Genomic DNA, 25,839 nt, shown 5'->3' with positions numbered 1-25,839 from the left:
CCCCAAGGAGGAACCATGCACGTACGCCATCTGGCCGCCGCCGCGGCGCTCACTCTCGCCGCCACGGGCTGCGGCATCGCCGCCGCGGACTCAGCGCCCGCAGGGCCGCGGGGCCTCGTCATCGAGCGCGGGGACACGACTCTGACCGTGGCTCCATTCAGCACGGCCCGCGCCGTTCTGGTGGCCGTCGACAGTCGCCAGCGTGCCGCATGCGAGCGGCTGGAGGTGTTCCCGGACTGCCTGCAGTAGACACCACGATGCCCCGGTCATGAGGTCGAGGCCGGGGCATCTCCATGTCCAGGATACGCCGCCGTGTCCGTTTCGGCGTAGGCTCGGCGCATGGTGCTCTGGCGCGCTCCCGGCGGCTACGAGGTAGAGCACATCATCCTCAGCGGCCGGGAGTGCCTACGCGTCTCCCACTGGGTCCGCGGCCGGCGCTATCTCGTCGCCTACTGCTGGTCGCCCAAGGCCGTCGCGCAGCACGTAGAGCTCTCGGACCTGGTCGAAGTGGTAGACCTTGGACAAGCCAGGGCAAGACGCCGTTCGCGGGACCGCTCGCCCTCGCAACGCTGATGCTGGCGGCATGGACGCTCACGACATCCCCCACGGATTGAGCCCCGAGGATTGGGCCGACCTCACCGCCGAGGAGCGGCTGGCCATGCTGCTGGTAGACGAGCCCCGGCCGGACGCCGTACGAGAGCGGGCACTCGCGGTGTTCGAGGAGTGGCGTCGCCGAGGCCCCGCATGAAAGGCAGCACCCTCATCCGTGGGGGGTGAGGATGCTCCTTGCATCTCAGGCGCGTGCGAACGTCCGCGGCTGTAGACAGCGTTACGACGTGGGCAACTCAGCCAGGCCCTGTTGGAAGCGAGAGACCACCGCGGCGCCAGGGTAGCTACGCTCCAGCGTCGCTTGGAGGCTCGCGCTGCGCGACACGATCGCCGCAGCGTGGCGCGGCGTGGCGATCGCGTCCAGGCCATGAGCGACGGCCTGATCCGGATCGCCCAGCCGTGCGCAGGCGATGCCGAGGTCGAGCGCGGTGATCGCCCGCCTGGTCGGAGAGATGCTCGGGTCCTGCTCGTACACGTCCATCGCCTGCGACGCGAAAGCGTGGGCCTGCCCGGAGTCGCCCAGCCACAGGCAGGACGTCGCGGCCACCGACCACGCTCGCACCGCGTCCGCGCTGAACAGGCCCGTCGCGTGCGCCTCGTGCCGCTCCGCGTGGCCGCGCAGCACCTTCAACATCTCCGACGCCGGACCCGCGTGGCCCAAGCGGGCGTGTGCCCGAGCTACCTGCCCCGTTAAGCGGGTCTGCGCCGCAGTCCCGGCCGGCGCCACCGCGGCTCCCTGCTGCGCGGCACGGAGCGCCTCGTCCGGCTGGTCGTCGTACAGCCACGTCGTGGCCTCGACGTCCCACGCCCACGCGACCGCCTCAGGATGGTCAGCCTCTTCCGCGTGGTGACGGGCATCCGCGGCGTATGCCAGCGCAGCCCGCACCTGGCCGCGATCGCCTGCCGCCCACGCCAGCACCAGCGACAGCCAGGCAGCGGAGACGTACAGTTCGCGCCGCTGCTTCAGCGTCGTGCGGTGCTGGAGCAGGTCAGCGACGTGACGGCGATCACCGAGCGAGGCCTCCCACAACTCGTCAGCGCTGTAGCGGGCGTAGTGCCGGCCGTAGTCGGTGATGACTCGTTGCAGGTGCGCGAGGCTGCTTTGCCCGAGGTCGGTTTCCTCGCTGCGGCGGGTCAGCTCCCGCGCTTCCTGTTCGGCGGTGGTGGCCAGCAGCCCCGGAGCGAGCAACGCTGCGGCGCCCAATCGCGCGGCACCGCGCAGAGCGTCACGGCGGTTCGTACGATCACCCCCTGAGGTTGGCGTGTAGTCGGTGGCAAAGCCCAGCTGAACCGGGCCTGTCTCGTACAGCCGCGCCAGCCGGTCCTGGTAGTCGGCATCCGCATGGCCGCCGCTCTCCCACCGCCGCAGAGACCGCACCTCTACTCCGCGTACGGGTAGCCCCTCCGCTTCGGCCACCTCGATCAGCTGATCAACGGCCTCTTGGGGGTTCCACCCGCGCGCCAGGCGGTGGCTCTTGAGCAGACTATGGCCGCAGCAGAGGTGGATCTGCTGGGCGATGTCGTTGTAGACCTGCGCGGGCGCTGTCTCGCCGAATTCGACGGCCGCGCGGGCGCGGATCTCGCCAGGGTGCGTTTCGTGAGGTCTCACTCGATCTCCTTCGAGCACGTACCGCAGCGTTCTGTGTGTCAGCCTCCCGCCGCCGGGGCTCGCCCGGCAAGGGCAAGCTGTGCCCTCCTCCCGGACCGTAGGTGCCCCTGATCAGGGCGTCAATCGCCACTGGCGGCAGGATCGCGTGAAAGCGGACAGTTGCGGTGTGAGGCCGCACAATCGGCCGCCACTTCCTGTCCCCCCGCTCGAAGGGTTCACGCTGTGGACGATCTCCTGTCAGATCATCGTCTGAACTGCCTTGCTGGCGCTCGTGTGCTCGTCACTGGTGGTGGAGGGCTCGTCGGCAGCCGTATCGTGCGGCTGCTTACCGCTCTCGGCGCCGATCCGGTGGTGCTCGACCGCCTGGACGCCTACCCGCATCCGGTCCGCGGCGTGTTCGGCCTCGAAGGGGCGGAGGTCGTCCTGGGCGACGTCCGCGAAGCCGCCACGGTCCGCTCCCTGGTCGCGGGAGCCGACTACGTCATCCACGCCGCCGCCTACGCCGATGTGGCCGCCTGTACCAGAAGGCCGGAGGCCGCGTTCGCGGCCAACGTCGCCGGCACGCAGACCGTGCTGCAGGAGGTCGCGGCTGCATCCTCGGTGAGGCGGCTGGTGTTCATCTCCTCAGCATCGGTCTACGGGGACGGCCCGGACCAGGCCGGCGGGCCCGTCGAGTTCTCCGAGGACCAGCCCACCCAGCCCATCTCCGTGTACGCCAACAGCAAGCTATGGGGCGAGCACCAGGTCCGGCTCCTGCTCGCGGGCAGCGGCAGCGAGTACACCGTGCTGCGCTACTTCTCCGTCTACGGCGACCCGCAGGTTCCCAAGCCCGGCTCGCACTCCTGGATGGTCGCCTGCCTGGCCATGCGCGCCCACCTTGGGCTGCCGATGCAGTTGCACGGCGGCGGGTACCAGGTGCGGGACATGGTGCACGTGGACGACATTGCCGGAGCCACCGTCCTGGCGCTGGTCGCCCAGGCCGCGGCCGGTGAAACCATCAACGTCGGCACTGGGATAGCGACGTCGGTCCGGCAGATCGCCGAGCGCATCGCCGCCCACTATCCCGCGGCCTGCCTGGTCAACACCCCGCGCCCTGACGGCGACCCGATGGGCGGCTACGCCGCGACCACCCGCAGCCGAGACCTGCTCGGCTGGCGGCCCCGCATCGCCGTGAACGAGGGCGTCGACCGGTACGTCAGCTGGTTGCAGGCCAACCCGCACGTGATCCCCGAGTGGATGAGGGCCGAGGCGTCCGCCGCCGCCTAACAGCCACGACCGTCCCCTTAACCCCGGTACGCGGTTCAGCGGCGCTGCATCTCCGCAGCGCCGCTGGCCGACCACGTCATGAAGATCACCGAGATATCGGAGGGCATCGTGACCTCACCCGCCGCACCGCTCAGGGATCTCGCCGAGCGGAGATGCCTGCCAGCCCGCCAGGTCATGGACCAGGCCACCCTCGCCTGGATTGCCAGCAACCGCCCACCCGTGGCAGCCGTCCCGGCCCACGTGCCGTGCCTGCCCTCCATGCTGGTCCCCGAGGTCGGCTGGTTCACCGATGAGCACCAGGCCAACTCGATCCACGGCATCGGGCACAACGCTCGCGTCAGCTTGCTGGCGGCGCTGCTGGCCGCCGAGCACCAACTTGACGAGCAGGACACCAGCGCACTGTGCACGGCTGCCGCCATCCACGACTGCCGGCGGCGCAACGACCGGGCCGACCCCGGGCACGGGCGGCGGGCCGCGCGCTGGGTCGCGCGCAACCACCTGAGGGTGCAGACCGCATTCGGCATCCCTCTGCCGCCGGTTGCAGTGACGCGGATGGCCGCTGCGATCGCCCTGCACGACACGCCGTACGCCGAGTTCACCCCGTCCGACCAGGACGCCTACCGGCGGGCCCCGCTGCTGGTCGACCTGCTCAAGACTGCCGACTGCCTGGACCGGTACCGGCTGCCGCTTCAGCGATGGTGGCCCGACCCATCGCACCTGCGTATCTCCATCCCCTCATGGCTCCACGCCGTCGCTTTCGACGTCATGCTCGCCAGCGAGCAGGCCCGGCTCGACGGCGCCACCCACGACGATGCGCTCGCCCATGCCCGAGACACTCTCACCTGCGGACAGTAGAGGACGACAATGCTTCACGCCGAGTGGGACTACGCTCACACCGACTACACCGCCGCTGCCCGGCATCCTGCGCCCAGCGGACTCACCGAAAGCGAAGCCGACTGGCGTTCCTACCTCGAACACGGAACACCCAACGGCTGGCTCTTGCGCGACAACTCCATCACCCAGGCGCTGACCAGCGGACAGCCTGTGCACCTCATGCACACGACCGTCGCCCTGGACGCCATCCGCCGCAGCGGCCAGCTCTACGCATCCACGGGTTGCCTCATGGCGGCGCTGTACTGCGCCCTGCTGACCCCCGAGCCTGCGGGCCTGCGACCCCACAACCTCGGCACGTACCTGCTGGAGACCAAGAAGCACACGCGCACGCTCGTCTTCGAGATCACTCCCGACGCGCCGATCCCTCCCAAGGGCGTCGACTACCTGCGCGCCGGGCCCATCCACCTGGAGGCCTATCTCGCGCACCGTCATTTCCTGACTCCCGCAGAGGACGCCCACATGCGACGAGCCGTCGAAGACCAGGTGCGCGCAGCTGCCCCCGTCCTCGACGCCCTTCTCGCCGCAGCGGCCGGCAGACATGCCCCCGACACTGAGTTCATCGACCAGCTCGCGGCCACCGTGCCTGTCATGCCTTTCCTCGGCTACCTCTACTTCGAGGTGCTGTCTGAGTACCTGCTGCTTCACTCCGTCACCGCAGAAACCAAGGCATACGCCGTGGCCGGGGAGATGAACAACCGCCTCTACAAGCGGCTGGCATTCTCCGCTGTGCAAGGGATGGGCCAGCTGTTCGATCTCGGCCGCTTCGCGCCTCGCCACGGTCAGCTGCTGCACATCATCGGCCAGATCGAGCCGGAGCTGGCGTCGGATGTAGCCCGCTACACGCAACGCCGTCTGTCCCATCTCTTCGCCTGCATCGCTCTCGACCCGTCGCTGGACGCTTCTTCCGCCGCCCTCAGCAACATGGGCTTCGACGAGCTCACGGCCACGGCCCCGGGGCTGCTGGGTCACCTCGTCTTCCGTCAGATGCGGATCATGGACCGATACCCTCAGCTCTACCTCTGCATCGAGGAGGCCAAGGCCCTGTCCGTCTGGAGCTACTGGAACAGGCAGGGCATCCCCACGCCCTACAACGGCACCCTTCCCAAGGGCGAAATCGGCATCAACACGGCGTATCCGCGCTCCACCTGTAGGGCATGGGTCGCCGAGGCATGCGAGCGAGGTCTGCTCCACCCCACGGAAGAACTTCACGTGGCTCCTGTCCCACGCCTGGCCGATCTCAGCCTGACCGCGATGCGGCGAGACGACTCGGGGAGAGCCATAGGGCATCCGCGACAGCCTGAGCTGCGGTAGTCTCCTTGGCCTTCCTCCCCCCTGCGGGAGGGAGCGCCTTGGAGGATCTGTCCTCCAGGGCAAGGGCAGGAGGGCGAAGACACACGTGACGGACGACCGATTCAGCACGCACAACGTCCAACTCGGCGACGACATCGTGACCAAGCGATACACGTCCTGGGAGCGGGGCGAGCCCCATCGGGAACGGGCGGCTCTGGCACTCCTCGCCGAACACGTGCCCGGCCTTGCGCCCACGCTCGTCCGAGCAGAGCTCGACGCCTGTCCCCCCACGATCGTGATGACCAGGTTGCCCGGCCGCGTCCTGCGCGGCGAGCACGCCGCAGAGGAACAGATCCGCGCGATGGCCGAGGCTCTCAACCGGTTGCACCAGGAGGTCCCGGCGCGCGTGGTCGAGACGATCGAGCCGGCCGCGTGGCGGCCAGCCATAGCCGTGGACAAGGTCCGCGCCTGGGCTGACAAGCAACCCGACCTCGGCGAGGACCCGCTAGTGCGGCAGGCGTTCCAAGCGGGTGCAGCATGGCTGGCCTCCTCCGCCCCTGACAAACTCACCACGAACCCGCTGCCGCCTGTCCTCGGCCTGGCAGACGGAAACCACGCCAACTACATGTGGGATCGGGACGAGCGCAAGGTACGGCTCATCGACTGGGAGGACTCCGGCCGCAGCGATCGCGCCTTCGAGCTCGGCGAGGTAGCCGAGCACATCTCCCGCATCGACGGCACCCTGGACGCCGAACTGCTGCTGTCCTATATCGACCTGACTCCGCAGGAAACTGAGCGCGTACGGGAGTTTCGCCGACTGTTCGCGCTGGGGTGGTTCCTCATGCTCGGGCCAGATGGACCCGCCACACCCCACAACCCGGCGGGCACTTTGGAACGCCAGGCCGAAAGAGTGCTGCACCTGCTCAGCTGACACTCGGGTCGGTTCGCACTAAACGTTGCTTCCGGGACGTGCGAACCGTTGTCTCAGGCGCGTGCGGCGACCCGGAGTTGCCTCTCGGCGTCCAGCTTCGACGGGACGGTGCCCCACCATGGCAGGTCGCGGAGGACGCCCAGCATCCGCAGCCGCTCGGCGCGAGCCTCGGCCAGATCTGCCACCGCCTGCTCGTCCCATACCGCCCGGCCCTCGACGACGTCGACCGAGGACGGCAGCGCGGCGGCGAGCTCCTCGACGCGGGCGTGGGCGGCGTCGAGGGCCCGCCGCGCCTCGATCACGTCTTCAGGTAGGTCCAGATCGGCCATAGCGTCCCCCCGTGGTGCGGTAGTTCGCGACCGATCCTAAGCCGCCTGGGCGACACCAGGAGCCCCAACAGAACGCCGCTCAACGCCAACCACAATCGGTCTCCAGCCGTCTCACAGGTGTCTCGTTCCAACGACCCCCGGAGCTCGCTTTGCTCAAGCGTCTGCTCGTCTCCGCCGCCCTCATCGGGTCGGCTCTGGTCGCCCCCGTAGCGGCTTCTCTCCCCGCCTCGGCCGCCGTTGGCGTCTCCTCAGCGAGCGCGGCTCACGCCTGCACGTACGGCCGATCCGGCAACGTGTGGCGTTGCGTCACGCCGGGCGCCTACTGCCCGCTGGCGGCGCACAACCGGTACGGATACGCCCGAGCCACCAGCCGGCGCTACAAGTGCTCGGAGTACCCGAACGGCCAGTGGCGGTGGAAGCGCGTCTAACAACGCAAGACAGCCCCGCTCTCCGAAGAGAGCGGGGCTGCTGATCCTCGCGACGGGTGCTGCAAGCACACGGTAACCCAGACATGACGAAAACGCCCGCCCTTCCCGAAAAGGGAAGAGCGGGCGATTTCAGTTCCAGGCGACGGCTCCCATGGGACGTCGTCGATCAGGCTACATCCGGCGCGGCTCGGACTTCTCGGCGTTCGGCACGGCATAGGTGATGCCGAGCGCGCCGATCACGGCCAGGGCGACGGTCACCCACTCACCGGTCACGATCACATCGTCGCTCATGGCGGTGACGAGAGTGCCGGTGCCAGCCGAGACGGCGGCGACGATGGCCTTGGAGTAGCTGCCTACCTTGAGCATGGCGTCCTCCTTAGGACGTAGCGGTGGGAGTCGGGGACGGGCTCGGAGCGGGGACGGTCACGCAGGAGTACGTCAGCACCGCGTCCGTGGTCTTGGTGCACGTCTCGACCGCAGCGCCGCGCTTATAGACGACGGTCACGGGAGGGGCCGGGATCGCAGGGATGGCGTCCTTCGTCGGCAGGTAGACCTTGCGCTCGCCGGTACGGCAAGCCCCGTGCTGGCTCTTGCGCAGCCTGTTGGGCTCCAGCAGCCGCATGGCGCCGGTCTTGGTGCTGACACACACGCCGTAGGCCTTGGGCTTGGCCGGCGCGGCAGCCGAAGCAGTGGCAGCGCCGCCAACCGCGAGGCCGACGAGCAGGGCAGTGGACAGGATCGCGCTCTTGGGGATGCGCATGATGAGGTAACTCCTCGGGATGGGGAAATGCGAAAGGCGGACCGCATCTGGCGATCCGCCAAGGTGCCCGCCCGGGCGGGCGGTCAGTTGGTCTCGTCAAGCAGGCCGGGAATCCGGCCGGGACGCTCCTCGTCGAACTCAGGCTCGTCCATAGCGGTCACAGGACGCGCAGCAGGGCTGCCCACGTCTTCTCGTCCACCACCCCGGTCACCTTCAGGCCAGCGGCATCCTGGACGCCCTTGACGCCGTTCGTGTGGGCCTCGGTGAACACGGTCTCGTCGATTACCTCGGTGTCGATCGCGTAGTCACGAGCCCACAGCAGGCCGGTCAGCGTCTTGACGTGCCAGCCCTTGTCTCCCTGCTTCAGCGCGGGCAGATGCTTCACAAGGACCTCCGTGGGGTTCGGCTTGGGCTTCGGCTTCGCAGGCTTTGCGGGCACGTCCGGGTAGGCGGGACGCCCGAACCCTGCGATCGTGGAGCGGGAGCGGACGCGGCGCATGCACGCGTTGGCGGTGTTGAACTCGATCGTCACCACCCGCCCGTCAGCCATGACGGACTCGACGATGCCGACGTGGTCGATGGCGGGGATGTTGCGGCTGCCCGCCCAGTCGAAGAAGACGATGTCGCCGGCCTTCGGCGTCTGATGCCATCGGCCCGACTTGCGGAACCACTCCGCCCAGTACGGGGTGTAGGCGAACTCCCCCACCACCGCGCCGAGGTCCAGCGTGGCGGCCACGTACGACAGGCTCATCGCGCACCACGGGGCGCGGGCGAAAGCTGGGGCGCCGTGTCGGTCGGCGTACCACTGCCCGAAGCGAGTCCAACCGTCAGGCCGCTCGGTGTAGCCGAGGTGCTTACGGCAGGCGGCGATCATCCGGTCACGAGTCGAGGTCATCATCGTCCTCCTCGATCTCGCTCACGTACACCGCGGCAGGATCCTGAGAGATGCGCTGCGGTCCGTCGTCCTCGGTGAGGGCGGCGTCGCCGTACGGCTGCGGCGGAAGCGGCTCGGTCACGGTCAACCTCCGGGTTTGCACGTGTAGGTAGTGGATGAGGGCTCGACAGGGGTGCAGTCGTAGGTGATGCCAGCGAGGGTGAATGTCCAGCCGCTTGGCGGCGGCCCTGCCGGCCCAGTCGGTCCGGGCTCGCCCTGTGGTCCAGGGGCGCCGTCTTTCCCGTCCTCGCCGTCCTTGCCGGGCTCACCCTTGGGTCCGGGAGGGCCTGTGACGGTTTCTCCTGGCTCACCCTTGGGTCCAGGGCTTCCCGCTACGCCAGCAGGACCTACAGCGCCGTCCTTACCGTCGTCACCGTTCTTGCCATCCCTGCCCGGCCGTCCAGGAGGTCCGGTCGGCCCAGGCGAGCCGGGAGGCCCCACCACCGTCTCCCCCGCCGGTCCGCGCTCCCCGCGCGGGCCGGCAGACGGCGTCACCTGCGGCACCCCGCCCAACTGGCGCACCTGATCGGCCAGCACCCGCCCGTCCGACTCGGCCTTCCGCAACTGGGCGCGAACATCGCTGATCGCGGCCATCCCCGCGGCCATCAAACCGGCGAAAGCGAGTGCAGCCACCAGCGGCAGCCACCATGAACGATGCCGCGCCGGCTTCTCAACGGTGCCGTCCTGGTCGAGCCCGTCGTATTCATGGCGGCCCATCGCGACTCACGTCCCCTTGCTGGTCAACCACAGTTGGATCAGGAGGATGACCAGCGGCGACACGAACGCTGTGAAGACCGCCGTGACGATCAGCTTGCGGTCGCTGGCACGCTGCGTCTTCTCGGCGTCCCGCTCGGCCTTCAATGCCGCCAGTTCGCTCTCGTGGTCGTCGAACTGCCTTTGCACCGACTGCTGGTAGGCGTGGAACAGATCAGTCGGCACCACCCGGTCCAGGCGGGCGTTCAGCGAAGCGAACCCCGACTCTAGGGATCTCCGCAGCGCTTCCATGGACCGGTGCAGTTCCCACGGTGTGGGCTCGTCAGGCACACGTCCCCCTCCTGGTTGGTGGCCGTACGCCTCGGTAGTGGTTGGGGTGGCCGCCCGCGCTCCCTCAGGGCGCGCATCCATGCCCACACGGGCGGCCAGGTCTGATTCAGAAGGAGTTGATCAAGGGGGCACCGCGCAGCGAGCCCAGCAGGTCGATCAGTCGGTTATGCACTTCGTTGATCGCGGCTGACTGCGTGTCAGCGAACGTCGAGTTGTAGCTGGCGGGCGCGTCGCCGAGAACCAGCACCGGGTTGCTGACCGCGACACCCTTCGGGAACGGCGGAGTCCTCAACGAGTAAGAGGAGCCTGAGGACTCTGTCCAGTACGGCTCATCCCCGAGCGCGGTGAGGTGGCCGCCATCACCGGGAGGGGACGGGGTGCCCTGGTTGGGGATCACCCATCCGGCCGAGGCGGTGGTGAGACCGGACCGGTTGGTGATGGAGGACTGCAGGTCTCGGACGGCCTGCTCTAGGGCGCGGATGCGGTCTTCCAGTCCTTCCGGCTGTGGAAGGGGCATCAGATCTCCACTTCTTCCTCGAAGGTCAACGTCGCGACCTCTTGGCTGTTGCGGCTGGTGGCACGAACGCTGACGCCGATCACACGCCACCTGCGGTTGAAGCTCGCCCCGCCGCCCCTGATGGGCCACCAGTCGTTGACGAGGACCACGCGGGCGTAGTCGCCCAGGTTGGCCGGCGTCCACTTGGTGTCGTCCAAACGGACCGACACTTGGTGGATGCGGACAGCTCCCGGCCGTTCGGCGGCCCAGCGCTGCGCGTAGGCGTTGAGCGTCGCCGTCTCCTTGACCGAGCTGTAGTCGATCGTCTTGTCGATGCGGGGCCATCCCGCGGTCAGGTGTGCGGCAGCGTTGGCCGGCGTCGACATGAGAGGCGTCGAGGTGGTGGAGGCGTCCGTGGAGACGCTCTCGCCGCGGGCCCGGTAGGAGGTGGCGCCGCGTAGCCCGTCGATCTCCTGGCTCCACGACAGCACGTTGCCAGGCTGCGAGAAGACGTGGTCGGTCTGGGTGCCGAGCTTCGGGTAGCCGAGGCGCAGCAGACGCACCCGAGTGCCTGTTCCAGGGTCGGACGTTTCGATCAGCCACTCGAACCCGTTGTCGGTGTCGGCCAACTCCTTGAGGCGCTGCCCGAACGTGGCGGTTTCGCCGGCCAAGTAGGTCCGGTCACGGTTCACGCCCGACGTGCCGGCCTGCGTGGTCAGGCCGATGTCGGCGGAGGTGAGGTCCTGCATCTCGGTGATGAGGCCGCGGGCGATCTCGAGCTGGTCGGTGTCCTCGAAGGTGAGGGTGGAGCGGATCTCCACCGCGTTCAGATAGGACTCCAGCGACGCTCCGGTCAGCTGCACCTTGAGGGCGCCGCGCCCATCCGACGAGATGGTGGCACGCCAGATGACGTATGTCCCCCAGATGATGCCGTTGCGATAGACATGCACACACGTCCGGCCTGGCCCTGTGGACAGGCTGTCCGGCTCGGATGGGTCGTCCACCCACCTGGGCACGACCTTGGCGACAGCGTCAGCGATCGCATCGTTGACGACATCCACAGTCGCCGAGAAGGAGCCAGGCTCGCCGATCATGCGGGAGTACGACACCTGATCCAGGTCGAGCGTCGTCCGGTAGGCGTCCGTCAACAGGTCGCTGAACACGTACTTGTAGTGGATGTCCGCGGACGGCGGGATCGCCGGCGGCGGCTCGGGAGGAGGGCCTCCCACACCGCCCACATCGACCGTGAAACCGTGCGAGTAGATCGGAGGGAACGGCGACACCAGCGTGTACGTCGCCGACCCGGTCGACGTCACCTCAGGCCGGGCACGCGTCGCCAGGCCGGCGAGGACAGCGCCGCTCTTACGGTCCACCTGCTCGGTGTGCGAGGCAGGCGGCGACCACGACGACGAGATAGACGACAGTGCCGCGGCCCACCGCAGCGTCACACCGGGAGCGGCGGACGGTGACAGGCTCGGGCAGCCGACCGAGGTGTCATCCCCGTTTGCGAGCGACGAGATCAGGGGCGTGTTGCCGTTGTGGTCGGAGATGGCGACGACCGCGCCGATACCGCCCTCAAGCAGAACTCCAACGCCTTGCCTGAACGTGTAGGCGGCCGGCTCGCTCGGTCCGGCGATCTTCCACCAAACCTTGCTGCCCGACCACTCCAACGCATTCCGGGCGCCGAGCAGCTGCCAAGTTGTGCCACCTAGCGGCGGCAGCATCTGCGTGTCGGCGACATCTGCTGCGGTCTGGAAGGCGAGCAGCAAGTCGCCGGGCTGAGTGCCGGGAGGCTTGCTGACCGTGTAGGTGGCATTGGCGGACTGGCCTGAGGAGACCGAACGCAGGGTTGCCACAGCCCACCCCCGATCAGATCAGAGAAGAGGCGGGCAGGTCAGAGGCTTATTCGTGGGCGTCGCGCCACAGGATCTCAACGCCAGCAGTGCCGCCCGAGTCGGTCTCATACGAGATGTCGGATTCGCCGACGTCGAGGAAGAACTCCTTGACCGGCACGCTGATCGTGTCGGACAGGTCGGACTCGTGGTCGGTGCTGCCGATGCGGACCGTGCCGAGCTGCGTATCCACCACGAGGAGGTCCCCAGAGCCGAGCGTGATATCGAAGGCGAGGATCCGGTCCAACGTCTCGTTGATGAGCATCGGGTTGGTTGCCGGGCCCTGGAACCTCAAAACAGGGTTGGTGTCGAGCTGGCCATCGTTGACCAGCGTTGTCGCGCTGGACGCGTTGGCTGGCACCACCGCCGAGTGCTGCTCAAGGCCGTACCGGCGGCTGTCCGGGCACATGATCGTGATGACGGGTTCGGGGGCGCCGACCGACCAATCCCGGTCCATAACGCCTGTCCGATCGATGACCTTGCCGTACGCCAGCAGCGTCTCCGTGTAGCCCCGGACGACGAAACTCCACAGCGTGTTGTCCCGCAGCGTCCTCGTGTCATACCGGAGCTGCCGCAGCAGGCCAGACACCTGCGTCGGATCCGAGATCGCATCCACCTGCAGCTTCACGGTGACGATCCGGCGTTGCAGCAGCGTCCGCCCCGCGAACGCCCCATTCCGGGACGGCTCCTCCACGCTCAAGTCATCGGCTTGAGGCATCGCCTCCCAGCCGGTGATCTCCTTGACCTTGTAGGAGGTGCCAGGCCCCCACAGGACCGTCGAGTTCCACTCGACCTGTCCATCCTCCGTGACCAGGTTGCCGGGGAGGATCGGCACCTGCACCAGCGGCGACGGCACCACACCGGAACCGTCCACCGGCTGAGGGGTGATGGTCGCCTGGAACGTCGCCGTGACCGTAGGAGACGGGATATCCCCAGCGCCTGTGACGACAGAAGGCGAAGCGGCGGCGTTCTGAACCGCCGTGATCGACGGATCCGGCACGTCCCCCGAGCCCGTCACCGTGGCAGGCTCAATCAGCTCAGCCGAGCCGGCCACCACATTTGGGCTGGGAATGTTCGCGGCGCCAGTCACGGTGGCTGGTCTGGCTGTCGCACCAGCGTGCATGTCGGGCGCCGGTATGGTGCCCGCCCCCGTCACCACACTGGGCCTGGCCGTCGCGCCCGTGTGCAGGCCAGGCGCAGGAATGCTGCCCGCGCCGGTCACAGTTGTCGCGCTGACCGTCGCATCGATCGAGCCGGGCTTGATCTCCAAGGCGGCCCACCGCCAGTCGGCGGCGGCCGTGCCTGAGGCGTCCAGGTTGAACTGTACGACCGTGCCCGAGGTCGCGGTGTTGGCGGCCTTGCGCGCGTGCAGACCGGCGAAGCCAGTGGCGCCGTTGAACCAGGCCACCTCATCATCGGTGCTCGTCGGTGCCCCGACGCCGGACCCTTCAGACGCGGCGATGAATCCGCGCGATCCCGCCTGGGAACTGGTGTAGGTGTTGACGTTCGCGTTGTTCGTGGTGGACGTGCCGGTATGGCTGTTCCCGGCCGGGGCGGTCAAGCTCGCCCCGGTGACGACGTCGATCTTCAACGCCGCGAATGGGAAATTCGGCTCATTGATCGTGCACGTGACGGTGATGTTGGTGGCGCCGGCAGCACACGGCGCCGTCCAGATCTCGACGTAGAGGCCGCTGCCGTTAGTCGACTGGACCCGACGCGTCCACGTCAGACCACCGCCGGACACGGCGGGGGCGGCGCTGGATGAGAAGGCCATCACCTGCGCCACCAGCAGCGAATCCGCAGGCGGCGAGAACGCCGCTGTGGTGGCGTTGCCGTTTGCTGTGACCAGCGGCCGGGAGTCGTGGATCGCGATCGCCATACCCGCCCCCTTCTCTCGATCAGGCCAGGTGAGCGGGCATGAAAAAGCCGCCCGGAGGCGGCTGCAGGAGCGAGGTCAGGTCAGGCGGAGATGCGGGCGATGCCGGAAGAACTCCAGGCAACGAGCAGGGTGCCGTCATTCGTCGCGTAATCGGCCCCGAAGTTGATCCCGACAATCAGGTTGTTACCAGCCAGCGAATCGGCGTAGATGATGCCGCCGCGCACGCCAGTGATCGTCGAGCTGTCCCACGACACATCACTGCCGTCCCAGGTGACGAACCCAGACGCCGCCCCCAGTGTCGTCCCGGTCACCACCTTCCCGCCGGCGGTGTAGGCGGTGCCTGACACCTCGTTCGTCGCCGAGTAGGCCGGCGTCGCCGCCGAGAAGTCGGGCGTCAACGAGTTCGTGTACAGGGCCAGCTTGTGGGTGAGCAGCTCCAAGTCGAACGCGATGTCTTCCGCGAACTCCAGTCGAAGCGTGTCCACGTACCAGCCGGATGCCGTCCATGCCATCGGTCAGACCCCCGCCCTGATCACAGCGTCACGGCCGGGCATGCCCTCACGCGGCCTGCCCATGGTGCGCGCCCACCGCCTGAACTCGTGCATCTCCTCGGCGACAGGCCGCAGATCCGCCTTCGCCGCCTTCAGGGCCGCTTCATCGCCAGCCTCGCGCGCCTGGTGAACCTTCTGCTTGGCGGCCTCCAGCCGGTCTTCGAGTTCGGCGCATACGTCCAGGAACTCGGCCGCTCGCCGAGCCTGGATCGCCTCCAGTCGTGCACTCATCGCAGTTCTCCTATGTTGATCAGACGACCGTTCTCAATCCGGCCAAGCACCGTGGGAACGGCCAGGATCTTCACGTCCTGGCCCTCCCACCGCTCCCGGATCTTGTTGCCGAGCTCGTCGAGCGTGACCCGGACCGGCCGCCCGCGACCGTCACGCGACTCTGTCCGCCGCGGCTTCACCCGGTGCGACCACCCCTGAGGGCGGGCCGCGATCGACCGCAGCCGAGCCAGATCAGCCGGCGTGTACGGCTGGATCGTGGACATACGAAACCCGCCCTTCGTAGAGATCGATGTCACGGGCCCTTCGAGCCCAGACGCGAGTAGAGCGCGGCACCGATCAGATCCGCATCGGCCTGCTCGCGGACCACCAGGTCACCCTGGATCGTCACAAGACCCGTCCTGCCAGCAGCAGCACCCGCCGAGCCCGTGTCGCCAGCGATCGAGCCGCCCGTAGGCGCGTACGCCCTCTGAGAGGCCGGCATCTGCTGAGGACGCGACACGCGGGAGGAGTTGACCGGCACGCTGCCGCCGTACGCCTCCCTGAGCGACCCGCCTGGCACCAGCGCGCCCTGCGCTGCCATGCGTGCCCGGATCTCCGCATCAGTGGGCCCCATCTTGTCGCCGGTCTGCACCGGCCCCGGCTTGCCCTTGCCCTTCGGCGAGGTCGTCTTGCCGGTGCCGGTCTTGCCGTTCGAGCCCTGGCTGGCAGACCACGAGGCGGCCTCGCCGATCACCTCGGCTAGGCCCGTCACCGACGACGACAGATCCCCAAGGGACGTGGTGATCGTCTCGCCCATCCCCGTCACGGAGTCGCCCAACGCGGCCGAACCCTCGACCCAGCCCGCGGCGAGGTCCTGCCCGGCTGCGCTCACGTTGACCAAGGTCGAGGTGAGCGAGCCAGCCGAGCCCAGCGTGGCGTCCAAGGTTGACGTCGCCTCAGACAGGCTGGCGGAGATAGCCGACTCGGCGGTGTCCAGCGCCCCTGTCAGGGTGCTGATCTGACCCGATGCTGCCTTGTTGTACAGGGCAAGGCCGAAGTCATCTGCGACCTGGCCAAGCAGCCCGATAGCCCGCGACCGGTAGGAGGTGTCGTACGGGATGAAGGCTTCCTTGTCCCTGCCTTCGCCGTACAGCACGGTCGGCCGGGTCGCGATGTGGGGGCTGCGGACGCCGCCCGACGCGTAGGCTTCGATACCGCCCTGCTCGTAGGCGACGATCCCGCCGGCTTCCTTCTTCTGGACAGCCTGCAGCGTGACCATGACGTTCGCCGCGGCCATCTGCAGGATCGCGAGCTTCAGCCGGTTGAGAGCCTCGTGTGCCTGCTTGGTGTCGGCGCCGACGTCGACCTTCTTGCCCTTGAGGTTGTTGATGACCTCTTGGGCGCCCTTCACACCCTCCTTGGCTCGGTCGGCCTGCGTCCGGTTGACGCCGAACCCTTCGGCGAGCTTGTAGATCTGCTCTCTCGCGGCGGAGGACTTGCCGGCCAAGTCGAACAACTGCGGCAACTGGCGGATGAACGCCTCTCGAGCCTCGTCCGACTTCAACGCCGCTTCGCCGGTCTTGCCGGCCATCTCGCCAGCGGCCTTCGCTGCTGCGACCACCTTCTCGATGTAGCCGCCGAACTGGTCACGCGCCTCGATGACGGCCCGCTTCTGCTTGTCCGTCATCTGGGCGGTGAAGTCGAGCTTCCCGCCGGCGTCTCCGATCGCCTGCGTGGCCTCGTTGAAAGCGTCCTTCAACTCCAACGTCCGCTGCGCCGCGTCAGTCGTGGCGTTGAAAACCCCCATGCTGCTGTTGAAGTTCTCCATCGCCACGGCAGTCGGATCTACTGCTTGGCCCAGCAGAGTCATAGCAACGGTCATGTCGCCCGTCTTTGGAACTGCGCCCTCGAGGGAGGCCGTGTACTGAGGGAACAAGTCCCTGAGTTCCTCGACGGGTGTGCCCGCGGCGAGCATTTGAATGGCGAGCCGATTGAACATTTGGGCTGCCTGCTGGCCCTGCCCGTTGCCCACGAGGTTCGTGAGGCCCTCATCCAGGTTGTCGATGGCCTGTGCGCCGTTGTCCAGGGTGACGATGTCGAAGCTGTCCACGACAGACAACACACCGTTCTGGATCTTCGTGAACGGGTCATCAGAGGCCAACCGAGCTGCAGTGTCGGCGAAGTCCTCGAATCCGGAGGCCAGATCGACGACTCCAGCGACGTTGATGCCGGTCGACTTGGTCTTCATCTGGTCGAGCAGCTCTGGAGCGACCTTGCCGGAGGTGACGAAGTCGGCCATCGCCTTGGAAAGCTTGTCGATCTCTGGGTTAAGTCCCTGGACAGAGTCGCTGAACCCGTCAGCGGCGGCAACGCCCAATGACAAGGCGGCGGCAACTGCGCCGCCCTTCAGGACGCCGCCCAGATTGGCGAACTTGCTGGCGGCGCCGTCCGCCGACTTGCCTGCCTTGTCGAGGCTCCCGCCTAGCGACTGCCACCAGCCGACCGCCCCAGAGATGGCCTGGTAGCCCTTCACCGCGGCGACGGTGGCGGCCAGGGCGATGGCCAGCGCTTCGATCTGGCCCGGGCTCATCTTGGCGAGCATTTCAGCCAGCAGGACGAACGCGCCGAGCTTCAATGAGGCGCCGAGCTTGGCAGCGGCGAAGATCAGGCCGACACTCTTGGCGATAGCTTCGACCTGGGCCGGGTCCAAATCGGCGAGCCTGTCGGAGAGGGTGACGAGAAAGTCGAGAACGCCGGGCCCGAGATTCGCTCCGACTTCCGCGAGCTTGCCAGCGAAGGTGGCGATGTTGCCGAAGATCTCCGCGACCTTCGGGCCGTTCTCCCGCGCGTAGGCGAGGAACTGCTCAAATTCCGCCGATCCCTTCAGCGACTGTCCCCAGTCCTCAAAGTCCTGGGTGACATCCTCCAGCCAGGAAGAAATGTCGTCGGTGTAGGGCAGGAACGCCGACACAATCCCGGACAATCCGCCCGCCACGTTGAGGGCCGCGTTACCCAGGCCCTCAATAGCGCGTGGCGCTTTCTCCCCCAGGTCGTCGAAGAAGGTCGTCCACTGCCGAGACTCCAGCGCTTCCTTCGACGCCTTGGCGAACAGCTCCAGGCCCTTCGCGCCGCCCTTCACGAGCGGCGTAGCCCGGTCCATGCCGACCCGCAGGACGTCCAGCCCGGCTTCTATGGCGGGGAACACGTCGGGCTGCAGAGACCTCTGCCAGGCGACGTACTGGTCCTGGAAAGCCTTGATGTCCTTAGCGAGGGCGCGCTCAGCCTTCGACAGCTCAGCCATCTTGGAGGCAGCTCCGCCGGCAGCGCCGCCAGCCTGCTCCATGGCAGCCTTCTGCTGCAGCTGCGTGAGTGCCAGTTGCTTCTGCGCCTCGATCAGGTCCTGCTGCGACTGCAGCAGCCGGTCCTGAGCGGACTTAACCTGCTCGGACCCTTCGACGCCCGCCTTGTCGGCGGCCTTCTTATCCTCATGCAGCCGCTTCGTACGGACCTGCTGCTCGTCCAGTCGCTGGATAGCCTGCCGGTAGTTGAGTTCGGCCCTTTCCCTTTCCAGGTCGGACGCTTCGGGGTCGGCCTGCACTTCGGCGAGACGCTGCTGCGCCTCCCGAACCGACAGGGCTGCGTCCTCTTCAGCGAGGGCGGCGTCCTTGACCGACAGCGCGTAGTCCTCGATCGCGCGTTTGGCATCCCTCCGGGCGCGTGTGAGGTCTTCCTGCGCCTGCTTGACGGCCTTCTGTGCATCGGTCACCCGGCGCTCTGCCTGCTCCAATTGGAGTGCGCGAGACGCCGCCTCAGCCGCCGTCTGGGCGGCCGACTTGGTTGCGCCGCCAGCGCCGCCAGCGGCGGACGCTTGCTGGTTTAGTGCTTCGTTGATCCGCCCCAGCGATGGGACAGCGACCGCGGCGAACCCGGCCGCTCCCGCGCCGGCGGCGGCAAACGCGGCACCCAGCCCAGCAACGCCGACGCCAATCGAAACCGCGGACGGCAGCGCCGCCAGAGCCGCGCCGACCATGGCGATCGACGCCAGAGCGCCGCCCACGTCCGCGTCGACCTTGACGCGGGCGCGCCGCCCCTCCAGGCGTGACACCGACGAACCGACTGACGCCAGCTGGGACTGTGCACGGCCGGTGTCGGCGTCCACGTCGATCCTGGCGGTCTTGCCGCTGAGGCGGTCGACCTCCCGCTGGAGCGACGCCAACTGCGCAACCGCTGAGGCGGTGTCCGCCCGCACGTCGATCCGCACATCACCGAGGCCGTCGCGGAACCGCTTGGCCGCAGCCTCGGCCTTGGCCATCTCCGCCGCGAAAGGCTTGATATCGGCGTTGAGCCTTACGGTCACAGTCCTGTCCGCCATGGAGGTCACCCCCAGCCGGTCAGGTCACAAATTGACGTGAATGCATGCATGCGCGTGGACGTCGTGGGATGCTCGCGGGCGCGTCTATCTCCCCAGTGGCCTCACGAGTTCGAGGAGTCCGCCCATGCGCCGGTTAAGTGTTCTCTCGGTTCTCGTGCTCGCTGCCGGCTGCTCAATCGGGGGCACCTCCGAAAAGGCGGCGCCGCTGCCCACGATCTCGCTGCCTTCCGACACGACGTCGCCACGCCTTACGGCAGCACAGCAGCGGTTCGCGTCCGCCGTGCGTACAGCGTCCGACAAATACGGCGACGACTCCGACGCCACCCTGGTCCAGTACGGGCGAGACTTCTGCGGCATAGGCGCCAAGGACGACAACCCTTACACCGACTTCGGTGGCAACCCTCCCAGGGTGGAAGGGATCGCCACCTACAAGAGCCAACTCGGCGAGTTGGAGAAGCTCGCAGTCGTCCACCTATGCCCGAAGTACACGAAGGTGTGGAAGCAGGCGATGGCGGGATTCCAGGACGGCGACCACAAGGTAGGCAAGGACATCAAGCCGGGCCGCTACAGGACCTTGGACAAGGGGCTGAAGAGCTGCTACTGGGAGCGGACTGCCAAGAACGGCGACAGGCTCGACAACCAGTTCGTCACCTACGCCGCCGGCCACGTTGAGGTGACGATCCAGCCGACCGATGGCGGGTTCTCCAGCAAGAAGTGCTCTTTCTGGGTGCCCGCCAGCTAGCCCCTAACCTCTCCGCGTCAGCGCCTTCTTCACCTTCAGGTAGACGCCGAACAGCAGGCCGGGAGGACTCTCGGTGTACTCGCCCTTCCGGTGTTCGAGAGGTGTGCATGCGTGACACCGCGTCGGGGGCGGCGCCTCGTAAGCCCCCTCATTTTCCGGATCCGTCGTCTCTGACAGCGGCAGCCCGCATCCTGGGCATTTGTCGAGGTCGTTACGTCGGCGCGCCTTGGCATAGCCGCGGTCTTCCTCATCCCACTCGGCGTCGTGCGTGGTGACCGAGCGGACAAGGCGCCCGTCGTCGTCGTACTCGTACTCTGTGACGGACTTCCGCTGCCTGCCGAGGAAGACCGACCGCGGAATCCCGTAGGCAGCGGAGAGTGCTACTTCTTCGTCGAGTTCCGGAGAGCTGCGGAGACCTTCCTGGATTTTGGGACTTCAACCTTCGACCTGTTCATCGCCCAGAGCGTCGTGAAAAGGTCATCCCACTGGCCATGCGTGAGCCGGTCGACGAGCTGGCCCGCCTGCCCCACGTTCATGGCCGGTTCCACAGCGCACTCTGCGAGCAGCGCAACCCCGAACGTTGCAGGGTTCCACGCCTCCTCCTTGCCCTCGCGGCCCGGGTGCTCAGCCTGCAGGTCAGAGAACCGCTTGTGAGGCAGGGCGCGCAGCCTGATCGAGATGGTGTGATCAGCCATCTCCGCCTCGAGCTCCTGCACCCGCCGAGCAGCAGCCACCCCGGCCGCGCTTGTGCCGGCGAGCGAGTCACGCGACTCCGCTTCGGCGCGGGCAAGCGCCTGCTCGGCTTGCTCCCATTCGGCGCAGAGATCTGCGCGGACGCATAGGGGGTAGACACGCTCGGGCAGACGGATCTGCCCGAGGATGTCGTCGATCGACTGCATCAGGCCGCCACCACCGCGTCCGCGTCGGCCGAGGAGTGGTTGAAGAGCTTGCTCACGAACCGCTGAGCGGCGTTCAGCTCGGGCGGCTGCATGTTGGGCCTGCCGCAGCGGACGGGGTAGACCTCGACGCGCTGGCCGGCGGCGTAGGCGGTCTCGTGGGCGAGGTTGCGGCGCACTACGAGGTAGCCGAGCTGACGGTCGGTCAGGGTGTTCCAGCCGATGTCCTCGGCGGCGACTTCCTTCCGCTTCACGGTCAGCTCGATGCTGTACTTCACGCTCCCGGCGTCCTCGGTCTCGTCGCGCGAAGCCAGCGCCGTGTTATCGACGGAGGCCTGCTCGGGCGAGATGCCGAGCCCGTCCTTGGTGATGTACTCCTGCAGGTCCACGCCGGCGTTCAGCTCGGCAGCGGTGGGCGCGCTGATGTTGGCGATCGTCAGGCAGAACGTCGCCTTGACGTTGCCGTCGCCCAGGAGGTCGGCAGCCATGGGTTACTCCTCTTCGGTCTTGGCCGCCGTGCTGCGGCGCGTAGTCTTCGGGGTCTCGGCCGTCTCGGCGGGCGGGAGAGCAGGTTCGACGAACACCGCGTCGGGGGCGGCGTCGATCGGCTCGTAGTCGGGGAAGTGGCGGAGCGCCTCGGGGGCGATCTCCGTGACGAGCCCGTTCGTCTTGGATCGGACGCGGATCTTCGGGCGGGCCATCAGATACGCCCCACCGCGAAAGTCACGCTCGTAACCGAGGAACACACGAACGTCACCAGGCGCCCGTCGTTCAGGTCGCCGTACTCGGGCAGCATTGGGATCCACTGCTCGGCACCGGTCGTCAGGTTGTAGACCTTGTCCGGCATGTCGACGCCGTACGACGTCTGGCCGACGCCGGACACGGTGCAGGTGATGGCGCCGCCAGAGCCGTTCTTTAGGTGGATCCACGTGCGCGAGTCGGCAAGGACCTTGTCGCCGGTGGTGGCGGTCGCGGGGTGGTAGGTCGGCGTGACGCCGGCCGCCGTGACCGCCTGAGCTGTGCGGGTAGCCACTTCGGGCTCCTTTCGGGCATGCGAAAGAGCCCGCGCACTTGGGGTGTCGGGCTACGAATACGGAATGGTTAGGCGGCTTGGGACCGGAATTCGATCTCCACGACCGCCATGTACACGGGCGGGTTCACCGAGTCATCGCGGAACGCGGGAGGGCCGCCGGGCGTCTGGACGCGGTAGGTGGTACGGCCTACGACGGTGAGCCGCTTGCCGATCAGCGCAGTGCGAATGTCGTCGGCGGCGGACTCGGCCTGCGCTTCGCTGGCGCCGAACACGTTGATCTGGCAGGAGTAGTCGAGGTACTCCAGCGGTTCGGCTTCGTTGCCGTCGGGTACTCCCGGCGACGGGTAGACGACGGCGTACCGGACGTAGTTGGAGCTGCCGGGAGCGCCCTGCCAGCCTGCGCCGGCCGGTTTGGTGGCGCGGCCGACAAGCATGGGGATCGCGGCGATCTCGCCTACGACAGCGGCGGTGTGGGGTGCGGCCGGGGCGATCGGGATGGTCATTCGAGTGCCTTCTCCCCCACCTGGCCGAACACCTCTGGCAGCGGCTCGATGACCTGCTCGAACGGCCTCGTCAGGTACGGCCGTGGGCTCATGCGGCTCGTTCCCCAGTGGACGTAATGCCCGTAGTTGGCGGTGGGTCCGGCCTCGAAGCCCATGCCGTCCTCGTCGATGTCCACGCCGATCGAGCTCTTCAGGTTGCCAGTGTCGACAGGCGTCACCGCCTGGGCGGCGGCGACAGCGTCGAACCCGGTCTTAGCGACCACAGCCTTGGTCAGCGCCTCGGCTTTGGCAGGTGCCTTGCCGAGGTCGCGTATGAGCCCATCCAGGTCGGAGGTGTCCCAGCCCATCACGCCTCCTCGGTGAGGTTGGCCTGGCAGGCGAGGACTCGTTCCCACGTCTCCCCAGAGAGCCGCACATCGGTGACCAGCAGTTCGAGTCCCGCGATGCGCGGGTCCTGGCCTGAGGTGACCGTGAGGTGGTCGCCCTCGAACACGTTGGCGGCGTCCCATTCGATGGCCACGTCGTAGCTGCGGAGGGACACCTGCTGCTCGCCGGAGACGACGATGCGGGCGTCTGTCGGCTGCGGGATGATCCGGCAAGGGCCTGTGTAGACGACGGTGAAGGTGGGCGGATGCCACACCCCGTCATCGTCGATGCCGCCCTCGCCGGTCTGCCGTCGGATCGCGCAGGTCGCGGTGTGCGTGCCTGACGCGACAGGACGGTGATGCTCAGACCAGCGGGCCGGGACCGGGCCGTGCCCTGCGAGAGGCATGGATGCCACCCCCCTAGCAGGGCTCGTAACCCAGGTATCCGAGGTGTGGGTCGAAGTCGACGATGTCGAAGCCGACCGTGTCGTCCCCAGTACCGTCGTCTACCTGCTGGCGTAGGGCCGCGGCTCGCGCTCGGAGCTCGGCCGCGACCTTGGCGCCGTCGGTGCTCAGATCCTGGGTGGTGATGACCTTACTGACCAGCGCCTCCGACGAGGCGATGGTGTCCAGCGCCTGAGCGGCGGCAAGCTTGACGCTGCCACCCTCCAGGGTCAGAAGGGCTGCGATCTGCTCATCAGTCAGCAGCAGGTTCGCCTCGTCGACATCGGACACCAGCAGGCGTACCTTGCCGGCGTCCGTGGTGTAGTCGATCGCCACGGCTAGGAGGACGCCTGCATGCCTGCGTTCCGGAGAGCCGTCTGAAGCGCCACCACCGTGGCCCGCAGGTTCGACACATCCGTGCGCAGTGCGTTGTACTCAGCCTCGGTCGGTGCGTCGCCACCCGTGGCTGTCGCCGAGGTCAGCGCGGCAGCTGTGGCGACGTGCGCTGCCTGCGGCTTGGTTCCGTAGTAGGCGGCCTTGGTAGCCATCAGCTGGTCTCCTTCACCGTTTTGGGCTTTCGTGTGCGGCGTACAGGGCGGGCTGGCGCTTCAAGGGGCGTGTCCGGCTCCTGTGGTTCAGCCGCTTCGGGCTGCGCCGCGGGCTCGCGCAGCTCAACCGTCTCGGCGTCGACCACAGCGGGCCGTTCGGGGAGACGGTCGAGGATCTGCGCGAGCATCTGGTTGGTCTGGTCCTGCCGTGCGGCGATGGCAGCCCAGAACACCTGGTCGCGGGTGATCGCCTTCGGCAGGTCGGTCACGGCGTGGTGTCGCCCGTCGAGGCGATGGTCATCTTCGGGTCGACGAACACGCCGCCGAAGATGTGCCGGATCTTCTTCGCCGACCCGTCCGTCTCGAAGTCGAACATCTCCTCGCCGCCGCCGATCCGGCGGGCGTCAGGGATCTTCTCGAACAGGGCGGGAGCCTCATAGCCGCGCAGCCGGCCGAACTCCATCGCAGGGCGAGGACCGTTCGGGTTCGCGAACAGCCACCACGAGGAGTCAGCGTTCGCCGTGGTGGCGACCGACGGGATCCAGTAGTTGAGGCTGTGGCGCAGGTTCGCCGACACGCCGTTGCCGGAGATGATCTGCACATTGCCGGAGGCGTCCACGACCCGGTACTGGGTGGTGTTGAGGATCTCCTCCGCCTCCAGCGCCAGGCCGGGGCCGGTCACAAGCTCGACCGCAGTGACCCGGATCGGGTTGCCGTTGTCGTCCTTGCGCTTGAGCAGCTTCGTGATGGCGGCCTGAAGGTTGTCGCGGGTCAGCGCGGCCTCGGGGACGCCGTCGAGGAAGTTGTCGTTGCCGACCGTGTAGACCGAGGTGAGCGGGCCAGACGCGCCGCAGAACAGGCGCGTGACGAACTCCTCCTCCGAGTCCCTAGCCGAGTCGGCGAGGTCCTGCGGGAGCCGCATGAACGCGTCGAGGTCGTCGTTGATCATCGCTTCGAAGGACAGGCCGAACGCGGCACCGTACTTCTCGACCTTGTACTTGTACTCGGCCTCGGCCTGGCCGCGCCGCTTGTACTCGCCGAGCTCGCCGACCTTGCCGAGCAGGCCGCGCACACCCGAGGTGGCGAACCGCTTGACCTCGCGGAAGTCGTTGACGGTTGAGCTACGGGTGTAGTTCATCCACGTCGGCGAGGTCGCCTCGTAGGCGCCGTACAGCTGCCGGTCCAGGCTGTCAGCAAACAGCTTGGGGAAGTCCGAGGTCGTCATGGCCTCGGCGAAGTGGTGCAGGGGACGGCGACCCGTGTAGATCTCGTCCATGAACTTCACGGCCTCGGCGAACTTCGCCATGTAGCGCGGGTCCTGGGAGCGCTGGCCGAAGCTCTTGCGCTCGCTGCCGAACATGGCGCCGATGGAGGCGGTTTCGAGGTCGATCCGCTCGACCGTGGCCTCGAACAGGTTGCTGTTGGTCACGTGGATCTCCCTAGTAACCGATCTTCACGGGGATGGTGGCGGTAGCGCCAGCGCCGACGGTGCCGAGCGCGTAGCCGAAGCGAACACCGTTGGTGGCGTCCTTGTTGACGGGCGGGGTCTGGCCGGCCTCGTAGTAGAGGATGTCTCCGACTGCGACCGCGGAGTTGCCGGACTGGTTCTCGCCCTTCACCGACAGGTTGGCGACGCCGTCGAACTTGACGGTGGTGAAGCCGTCACCGTCCTCCTTGGTGAGGGCGACGCCGGGGATCTGACCGACCAGGACCGGGTCGCCGGAGACGGGGGTGGCAGGCTGGGAGCAGACGAGACGGATCTGGTCGCCCTCTTCGTAAACGATGTTCGTAGCCATCGTGATGTGTTCCTCTCG

General features: G+C 67.6%; 33 protein-coding genes. 8 read left to right on the top strand and 25 right to left on the bottom strand.

Going from position 1 to position 25,839, the window contains the following annotated elements; genetic code table 11:
- Window positions 1-15 precede the first annotated feature (15 nt).
- Together ABZX22_RS15910 and ABZX22_RS15905 are read left to right on the top strand one after the other, a co-directional pair.
- Window positions 16-249, top strand: a complete 234-nt coding sequence (locus tag ABZX22_RS15910) for a hypothetical protein (protein WP_354909121.1) — start codon at window positions 16-18, stop codon at window positions 247-249.
- A gap of 334 nt (window positions 250-583) precedes the next feature.
- The gene (locus tag ABZX22_RS15905) at window positions 584-748 is read left to right on the top strand and encodes a hypothetical protein (RefSeq protein WP_354909120.1); all 165 of its coding nucleotides are present in this window, start codon (window positions 584-586) and stop codon (window positions 746-748) included.
- A gap of 81 nt (window positions 749-829) precedes the next feature.
- On the opposite strand, the gene ABZX22_RS15900 is transcribed toward ABZX22_RS15905, so the two are convergent.
- Entirely contained in the window at window positions 830-2,218 is a 1,389-nt protein-coding gene (locus ABZX22_RS15900; protein ID WP_354909119.1) for a hypothetical protein, read from the bottom strand.
- A gap of 222 nt (window positions 2,219-2,440) precedes the next feature.
- Here ABZX22_RS15900 and ABZX22_RS15895 point away from each other — a divergent pair, with 222 nt between their 5' ends.
- The 4 genes from ABZX22_RS15895 to ABZX22_RS15880 all read left to right on the top strand — a co-directional run bounded on the left by ABZX22_RS15895 (window position 2,441) and on the right by ABZX22_RS15880 (window position 6,599).
- Window positions 2,441-3,484 carry an NAD-dependent epimerase/dehydratase family protein gene (locus ABZX22_RS15895; RefSeq protein ID WP_354909116.1) on the top strand — a complete coding sequence of 348 codons (1,044 nt, stop codon included), beginning with the start codon at window positions 2,441-2,443 and terminating at the stop codon, window positions 3,482-3,484.
- Window positions 3,485-3,562: 78 nt separating this feature from the next.
- Complete coding sequence (locus tag ABZX22_RS15890; protein ID WP_354909113.1) at window positions 3,563-4,339, top strand: hypothetical protein; 777 nt, start codon at window positions 3,563-3,565, stop codon at window positions 4,337-4,339.
- Window positions 4,340-4,348: 9 nt separating this feature from the next.
- On the top strand, window positions 4,349-5,689 hold the full coding sequence (locus ABZX22_RS15885; protein ID WP_354909110.1) for a hypothetical protein: 1,341 nt from the start codon (window positions 4,349-4,351) through the stop codon (window positions 5,687-5,689).
- An 85-nt stretch (window positions 5,690-5,774) separates the two neighbouring features.
- Window positions 5,775-6,599, top strand: a complete 825-nt coding sequence (locus tag ABZX22_RS15880; RefSeq protein WP_354909108.1) for an aminoglycoside phosphotransferase family protein — start codon at window positions 5,775-5,777, stop codon at window positions 6,597-6,599.
- Between the two features lie 53 nt (window positions 6,600-6,652).
- Here the strand turns inward: ABZX22_RS15880 and ABZX22_RS15875 are convergent, their stop codons facing one another.
- On the bottom strand, window positions 6,653-6,928 hold the full coding sequence (locus ABZX22_RS15875; RefSeq protein ID WP_354909106.1) for a hypothetical protein: 276 nt from the start codon (window positions 6,926-6,928) through the stop codon (window positions 6,653-6,655).
- 149 nt (window positions 6,929-7,077) lie between these two features.
- Between ABZX22_RS15875 and ABZX22_RS15870 the strand changes: the two genes are divergently transcribed.
- Complete coding sequence (locus tag ABZX22_RS15870; RefSeq protein ID WP_354909104.1) at window positions 7,078-7,356, top strand: hypothetical protein; 279 nt, start codon at window positions 7,078-7,080, stop codon at window positions 7,354-7,356.
- Between the two features lie 171 nt (window positions 7,357-7,527).
- Here the strand turns inward: ABZX22_RS15870 and ABZX22_RS15865 are convergent, their stop codons facing one another.
- The 11 genes from ABZX22_RS15865 to ABZX22_RS15815 form a co-directional block, all read right to left on the bottom strand.
- Complete coding sequence (locus ABZX22_RS15865; RefSeq protein WP_354909102.1) at window positions 7,528-7,722, bottom strand: hypothetical protein; 195 nt, start codon at window positions 7,720-7,722, stop codon at window positions 7,528-7,530.
- Between the two features lie 10 nt (window positions 7,723-7,732).
- Complete coding sequence (locus tag ABZX22_RS15860) at window positions 7,733-8,116, bottom strand: hypothetical protein (protein ID WP_354909101.1); 384 nt, start codon at window positions 8,114-8,116, stop codon at window positions 7,733-7,735.
- 157 nt (window positions 8,117-8,273) lie between these two features.
- Entirely contained in the window at window positions 8,274-9,014 is a 741-nt protein-coding gene (locus tag ABZX22_RS15855; protein ID WP_354909099.1) for a CHAP domain-containing protein, read from the bottom strand.
- Window positions 8,995-9,132: a hypothetical protein gene (locus ABZX22_RS15850; RefSeq protein WP_354909097.1), complete on the bottom strand. Its 138-nt coding sequence runs from the start codon at window positions 9,130-9,132 to the stop codon at window positions 8,995-8,997. Before ABZX22_RS15850 ends, ABZX22_RS15855 begins: the two co-directional genes overlap by 20 nt.
- Window positions 9,133-9,773: 641 nt before the next feature.
- Window positions 9,774-10,094, bottom strand: a complete 321-nt coding sequence (locus ABZX22_RS15845; RefSeq protein WP_354909094.1) for a hypothetical protein — start codon at window positions 10,092-10,094, stop codon at window positions 9,774-9,776.
- Between the two features lie 106 nt (window positions 10,095-10,200).
- Window positions 10,201-10,611, bottom strand: a complete 411-nt coding sequence (locus tag ABZX22_RS15840; protein WP_354909091.1) for a hypothetical protein — start codon at window positions 10,609-10,611, stop codon at window positions 10,201-10,203.
- Entirely contained in the window at window positions 10,611-12,446 is a 1,836-nt protein-coding gene (locus tag ABZX22_RS15835; RefSeq protein WP_354909088.1) for a hypothetical protein, read from the bottom strand. Before ABZX22_RS15835 ends, ABZX22_RS15840 begins: the two co-directional genes overlap by 1 nt.
- A 46-nt stretch (window positions 12,447-12,492) precedes the next feature.
- Window positions 12,493-14,361, bottom strand: a complete 1,869-nt coding sequence (locus ABZX22_RS15830) for a hypothetical protein (RefSeq protein WP_354909086.1) — start codon at window positions 14,359-14,361, stop codon at window positions 12,493-12,495.
- Between the two features lie 80 nt (window positions 14,362-14,441).
- On the bottom strand, window positions 14,442-14,873 hold the full coding sequence (locus tag ABZX22_RS15825; RefSeq protein ID WP_354909083.1) for a hypothetical protein: 432 nt from the start codon (window positions 14,871-14,873) through the stop codon (window positions 14,442-14,444).
- Between the two features lie 3 nt (window positions 14,874-14,876).
- The gene (locus tag ABZX22_RS15820; protein ID WP_354909080.1) at window positions 14,877-15,143 is read right to left on the bottom strand and encodes a hypothetical protein; all 267 of its coding nucleotides are present in this window, start codon (window positions 15,141-15,143) and stop codon (window positions 14,877-14,879) included.
- Window positions 15,144-15,435: 292 nt separating this feature from the next.
- Window positions 15,436-19,494, bottom strand: a complete 4,059-nt coding sequence (locus ABZX22_RS15815) for a hypothetical protein (protein WP_354909078.1) — start codon at window positions 19,492-19,494, stop codon at window positions 15,436-15,438.
- A 124-nt stretch (window positions 19,495-19,618) separates the two neighbouring features.
- Here ABZX22_RS15815 and ABZX22_RS15810 point away from each other — a divergent pair, with 124 nt between their 5' ends.
- The gene (locus ABZX22_RS15810; protein ID WP_354909077.1) at window positions 19,619-20,236 is read left to right on the top strand and encodes a hypothetical protein; all 618 of its coding nucleotides are present in this window, start codon (window positions 19,619-19,621) and stop codon (window positions 20,234-20,236) included.
- A gap of 380 nt (window positions 20,237-20,616) precedes the next feature.
- On the opposite strand, the gene ABZX22_RS15805 is transcribed toward ABZX22_RS15810, so the two are convergent.
- The 12 genes from ABZX22_RS15805 to ABZX22_RS15750 form a co-directional block, all read right to left on the bottom strand.
- The gene (locus tag ABZX22_RS15805) at window positions 20,617-21,135 is read right to left on the bottom strand and encodes a hypothetical protein (RefSeq protein WP_354909075.1); all 519 of its coding nucleotides are present in this window, start codon (window positions 21,133-21,135) and stop codon (window positions 20,617-20,619) included.
- On the bottom strand, window positions 21,135-21,620 hold the full coding sequence (locus ABZX22_RS15800; protein WP_354909072.1) for a hypothetical protein: 486 nt from the start codon (window positions 21,618-21,620) through the stop codon (window positions 21,135-21,137). Before ABZX22_RS15800 ends, ABZX22_RS15805 begins: the two co-directional genes overlap by 1 nt.
- Before the next feature lie 3 nt (window positions 21,621-21,623).
- A complete protein-coding gene (locus ABZX22_RS15795; RefSeq protein WP_354909070.1) occupies window positions 21,624-21,833 on the bottom strand; it encodes a hypothetical protein in 210 nt (69 codons plus the stop codon).
- A complete protein-coding gene (locus tag ABZX22_RS15790; RefSeq protein WP_354909068.1) occupies window positions 21,833-22,165 on the bottom strand; it encodes a hypothetical protein in 333 nt (110 codons plus the stop codon). Before ABZX22_RS15790 ends, ABZX22_RS15795 begins: the two co-directional genes overlap by 1 nt.
- A 68-nt stretch (window positions 22,166-22,233) precedes the next feature.
- Complete coding sequence (locus ABZX22_RS15785; protein WP_354909065.1) at window positions 22,234-22,668, bottom strand: hypothetical protein; 435 nt, start codon at window positions 22,666-22,668, stop codon at window positions 22,234-22,236.
- Window positions 22,665-23,015 carry an HK97-gp10 family putative phage morphogenesis protein gene (locus tag ABZX22_RS15780; protein WP_354909063.1) on the bottom strand — a complete coding sequence of 117 codons (351 nt, stop codon included), beginning with the start codon at window positions 23,013-23,015 and terminating at the stop codon, window positions 22,665-22,667. The genes ABZX22_RS15785 and ABZX22_RS15780 overlap by 4 nt, the downstream gene beginning before the upstream one ends.
- Complete coding sequence (locus ABZX22_RS15775) at window positions 23,015-23,440, bottom strand: DUF6093 family protein (protein WP_354909060.1); 426 nt, start codon at window positions 23,438-23,440, stop codon at window positions 23,015-23,017. The genes ABZX22_RS15780 and ABZX22_RS15775 overlap by 1 nt, the downstream gene beginning before the upstream one ends.
- 13 nt (window positions 23,441-23,453) lie before the next feature.
- The gene (locus ABZX22_RS15770) at window positions 23,454-23,813 is read right to left on the bottom strand and encodes a hypothetical protein (RefSeq protein WP_354909058.1); all 360 of its coding nucleotides are present in this window, start codon (window positions 23,811-23,813) and stop codon (window positions 23,454-23,456) included.
- Window positions 23,814-23,815: 2 nt separating this feature from the next.
- Window positions 23,816-24,025 (bottom strand): hypothetical protein, encoded by a 210-nt coding sequence (locus ABZX22_RS15765; protein WP_354909057.1) that lies wholly within the window; start codon window positions 24,023-24,025, stop codon window positions 23,816-23,818.
- The gene (locus tag ABZX22_RS15760; protein ID WP_354909055.1) at window positions 24,025-24,294 is read right to left on the bottom strand and encodes a hypothetical protein; all 270 of its coding nucleotides are present in this window, start codon (window positions 24,292-24,294) and stop codon (window positions 24,025-24,027) included. The genes ABZX22_RS15765 and ABZX22_RS15760 overlap by 1 nt, the downstream gene beginning before the upstream one ends.
- Entirely contained in the window at window positions 24,291-25,454 is a 1,164-nt protein-coding gene (locus tag ABZX22_RS15755; RefSeq protein ID WP_354909053.1) for a Mu-like prophage major head subunit gpT family protein, read from the bottom strand. The genes ABZX22_RS15760 and ABZX22_RS15755 overlap by 4 nt, the downstream gene beginning before the upstream one ends.
- 10 nt (window positions 25,455-25,464) lie before the next feature.
- Entirely contained in the window at window positions 25,465-25,821 is a 357-nt protein-coding gene (locus ABZX22_RS15750; protein WP_354909050.1) for a DUF2190 family protein, read from the bottom strand.
- Window positions 25,822-25,839: the final 18 nt, after the last annotated feature.

Source organism: Nonomuraea sp. NPDC003804, assembly GCF_040610675.1.
Classification (GTDB): Bacteria; Actinomycetota; Actinomycetes; order Streptosporangiales; family Streptosporangiaceae; genus Nonomuraea.
This window is presented reverse-complemented; position numbering and strand designations above follow the sequence as displayed.

Coding starts and splice junctions, on each gene's coding strand:
- ABZX22_RS15910 (WP_354909121.1), top strand. CDS start 16: ATGCACGTACGCCATCTGGCCGCCGCCGCGGCGCTCACTCTCGCCGCC.
- ABZX22_RS15905 (WP_354909120.1), top strand. CDS start 584: ATGGACGCTCACGACATCCCCCACGGATTGAGCCCCGAGGATTGGGCC.
- ABZX22_RS15890 (WP_354909113.1), top strand. CDS start 3,563: ATGAAGATCACCGAGATATCGGAGGGCATCGTGACCTCACCCGCCGCA.
- ABZX22_RS15885 (WP_354909110.1), top strand. CDS start 4,349: ATGCTTCACGCCGAGTGGGACTACGCTCACACCGACTACACCGCCGCT.
- ABZX22_RS15875 (WP_354909106.1), bottom strand. CDS start 6,928: ATGGCCGATCTGGACCTACCTGAAGACGTGATCGAGGCGCGGCGGGCC.
- ABZX22_RS15865 (WP_354909102.1), bottom strand. CDS start 7,722: ATGCTCAAGGTAGGCAGCTACTCCAAGGCCATCGTCGCCGCCGTCTCG.
- ABZX22_RS15860 (WP_354909101.1), bottom strand. CDS start 8,116: ATGCGCATCCCCAAGAGCGCGATCCTGTCCACTGCCCTGCTCGTCGGC.
- ABZX22_RS15855 (WP_354909099.1), bottom strand. CDS start 9,014: ATGATGACCTCGACTCGTGACCGGATGATCGCCGCCTGCCGTAAGCAC.
- ABZX22_RS15840 (WP_354909091.1), bottom strand. CDS start 10,611: ATGCCCCTTCCACAGCCGGAAGGACTGGAAGACCGCATCCGCGCCCTA.
- ABZX22_RS15830 (WP_354909086.1), bottom strand. CDS start 14,361: ATGGCGATCGCGATCCACGACTCCCGGCCGCTGGTCACAGCAAACGGC.
- ABZX22_RS15825 (WP_354909083.1), bottom strand. CDS start 14,873: ATGGCATGGACGGCATCCGGCTGGTACGTGGACACGCTTCGACTGGAG.
- ABZX22_RS15820 (WP_354909080.1), bottom strand. CDS start 15,143: ATGAGTGCACGACTGGAGGCGATCCAGGCTCGGCGAGCGGCCGAGTTC.
- ABZX22_RS15815 (WP_354909078.1), bottom strand. CDS start 19,494: ATGGCGGACAGGACTGTGACCGTAAGGCTCAACGCCGATATCAAGCCT.
- ABZX22_RS15810 (WP_354909077.1), top strand. CDS start 19,619: ATGCGCCGGTTAAGTGTTCTCTCGGTTCTCGTGCTCGCTGCCGGCTGC.
- ABZX22_RS15805 (WP_354909075.1), bottom strand. CDS start 21,135: ATGCAGTCGATCGACGACATCCTCGGGCAGATCCGTCTGCCCGAGCGT.
- ABZX22_RS15800 (WP_354909072.1), bottom strand. CDS start 21,620: ATGGCTGCCGACCTCCTGGGCGACGGCAACGTCAAGGCGACGTTCTGC.
- ABZX22_RS15795 (WP_354909070.1), bottom strand. CDS start 21,833: ATGGCCCGCCCGAAGATCCGCGTCCGATCCAAGACGAACGGGCTCGTC.
- ABZX22_RS15785 (WP_354909065.1), bottom strand. CDS start 22,668: ATGACCATCCCGATCGCCCCGGCCGCACCCCACACCGCCGCTGTCGTA.
- ABZX22_RS15780 (WP_354909063.1), bottom strand. CDS start 23,015: ATGGGCTGGGACACCTCCGACCTGGATGGGCTCATACGCGACCTCGGC.
- ABZX22_RS15775 (WP_354909060.1), bottom strand. CDS start 23,440: ATGCCTCTCGCAGGGCACGGCCCGGTCCCGGCCCGCTGGTCTGAGCAT.
- ABZX22_RS15765 (WP_354909057.1), bottom strand. CDS start 24,025: ATGGCTACCAAGGCCGCCTACTACGGAACCAAGCCGCAGGCAGCGCAC.
- ABZX22_RS15750 (WP_354909050.1), bottom strand. CDS start 25,821: ATGGCTACGAACATCGTTTACGAAGAGGGCGACCAGATCCGTCTCGTC.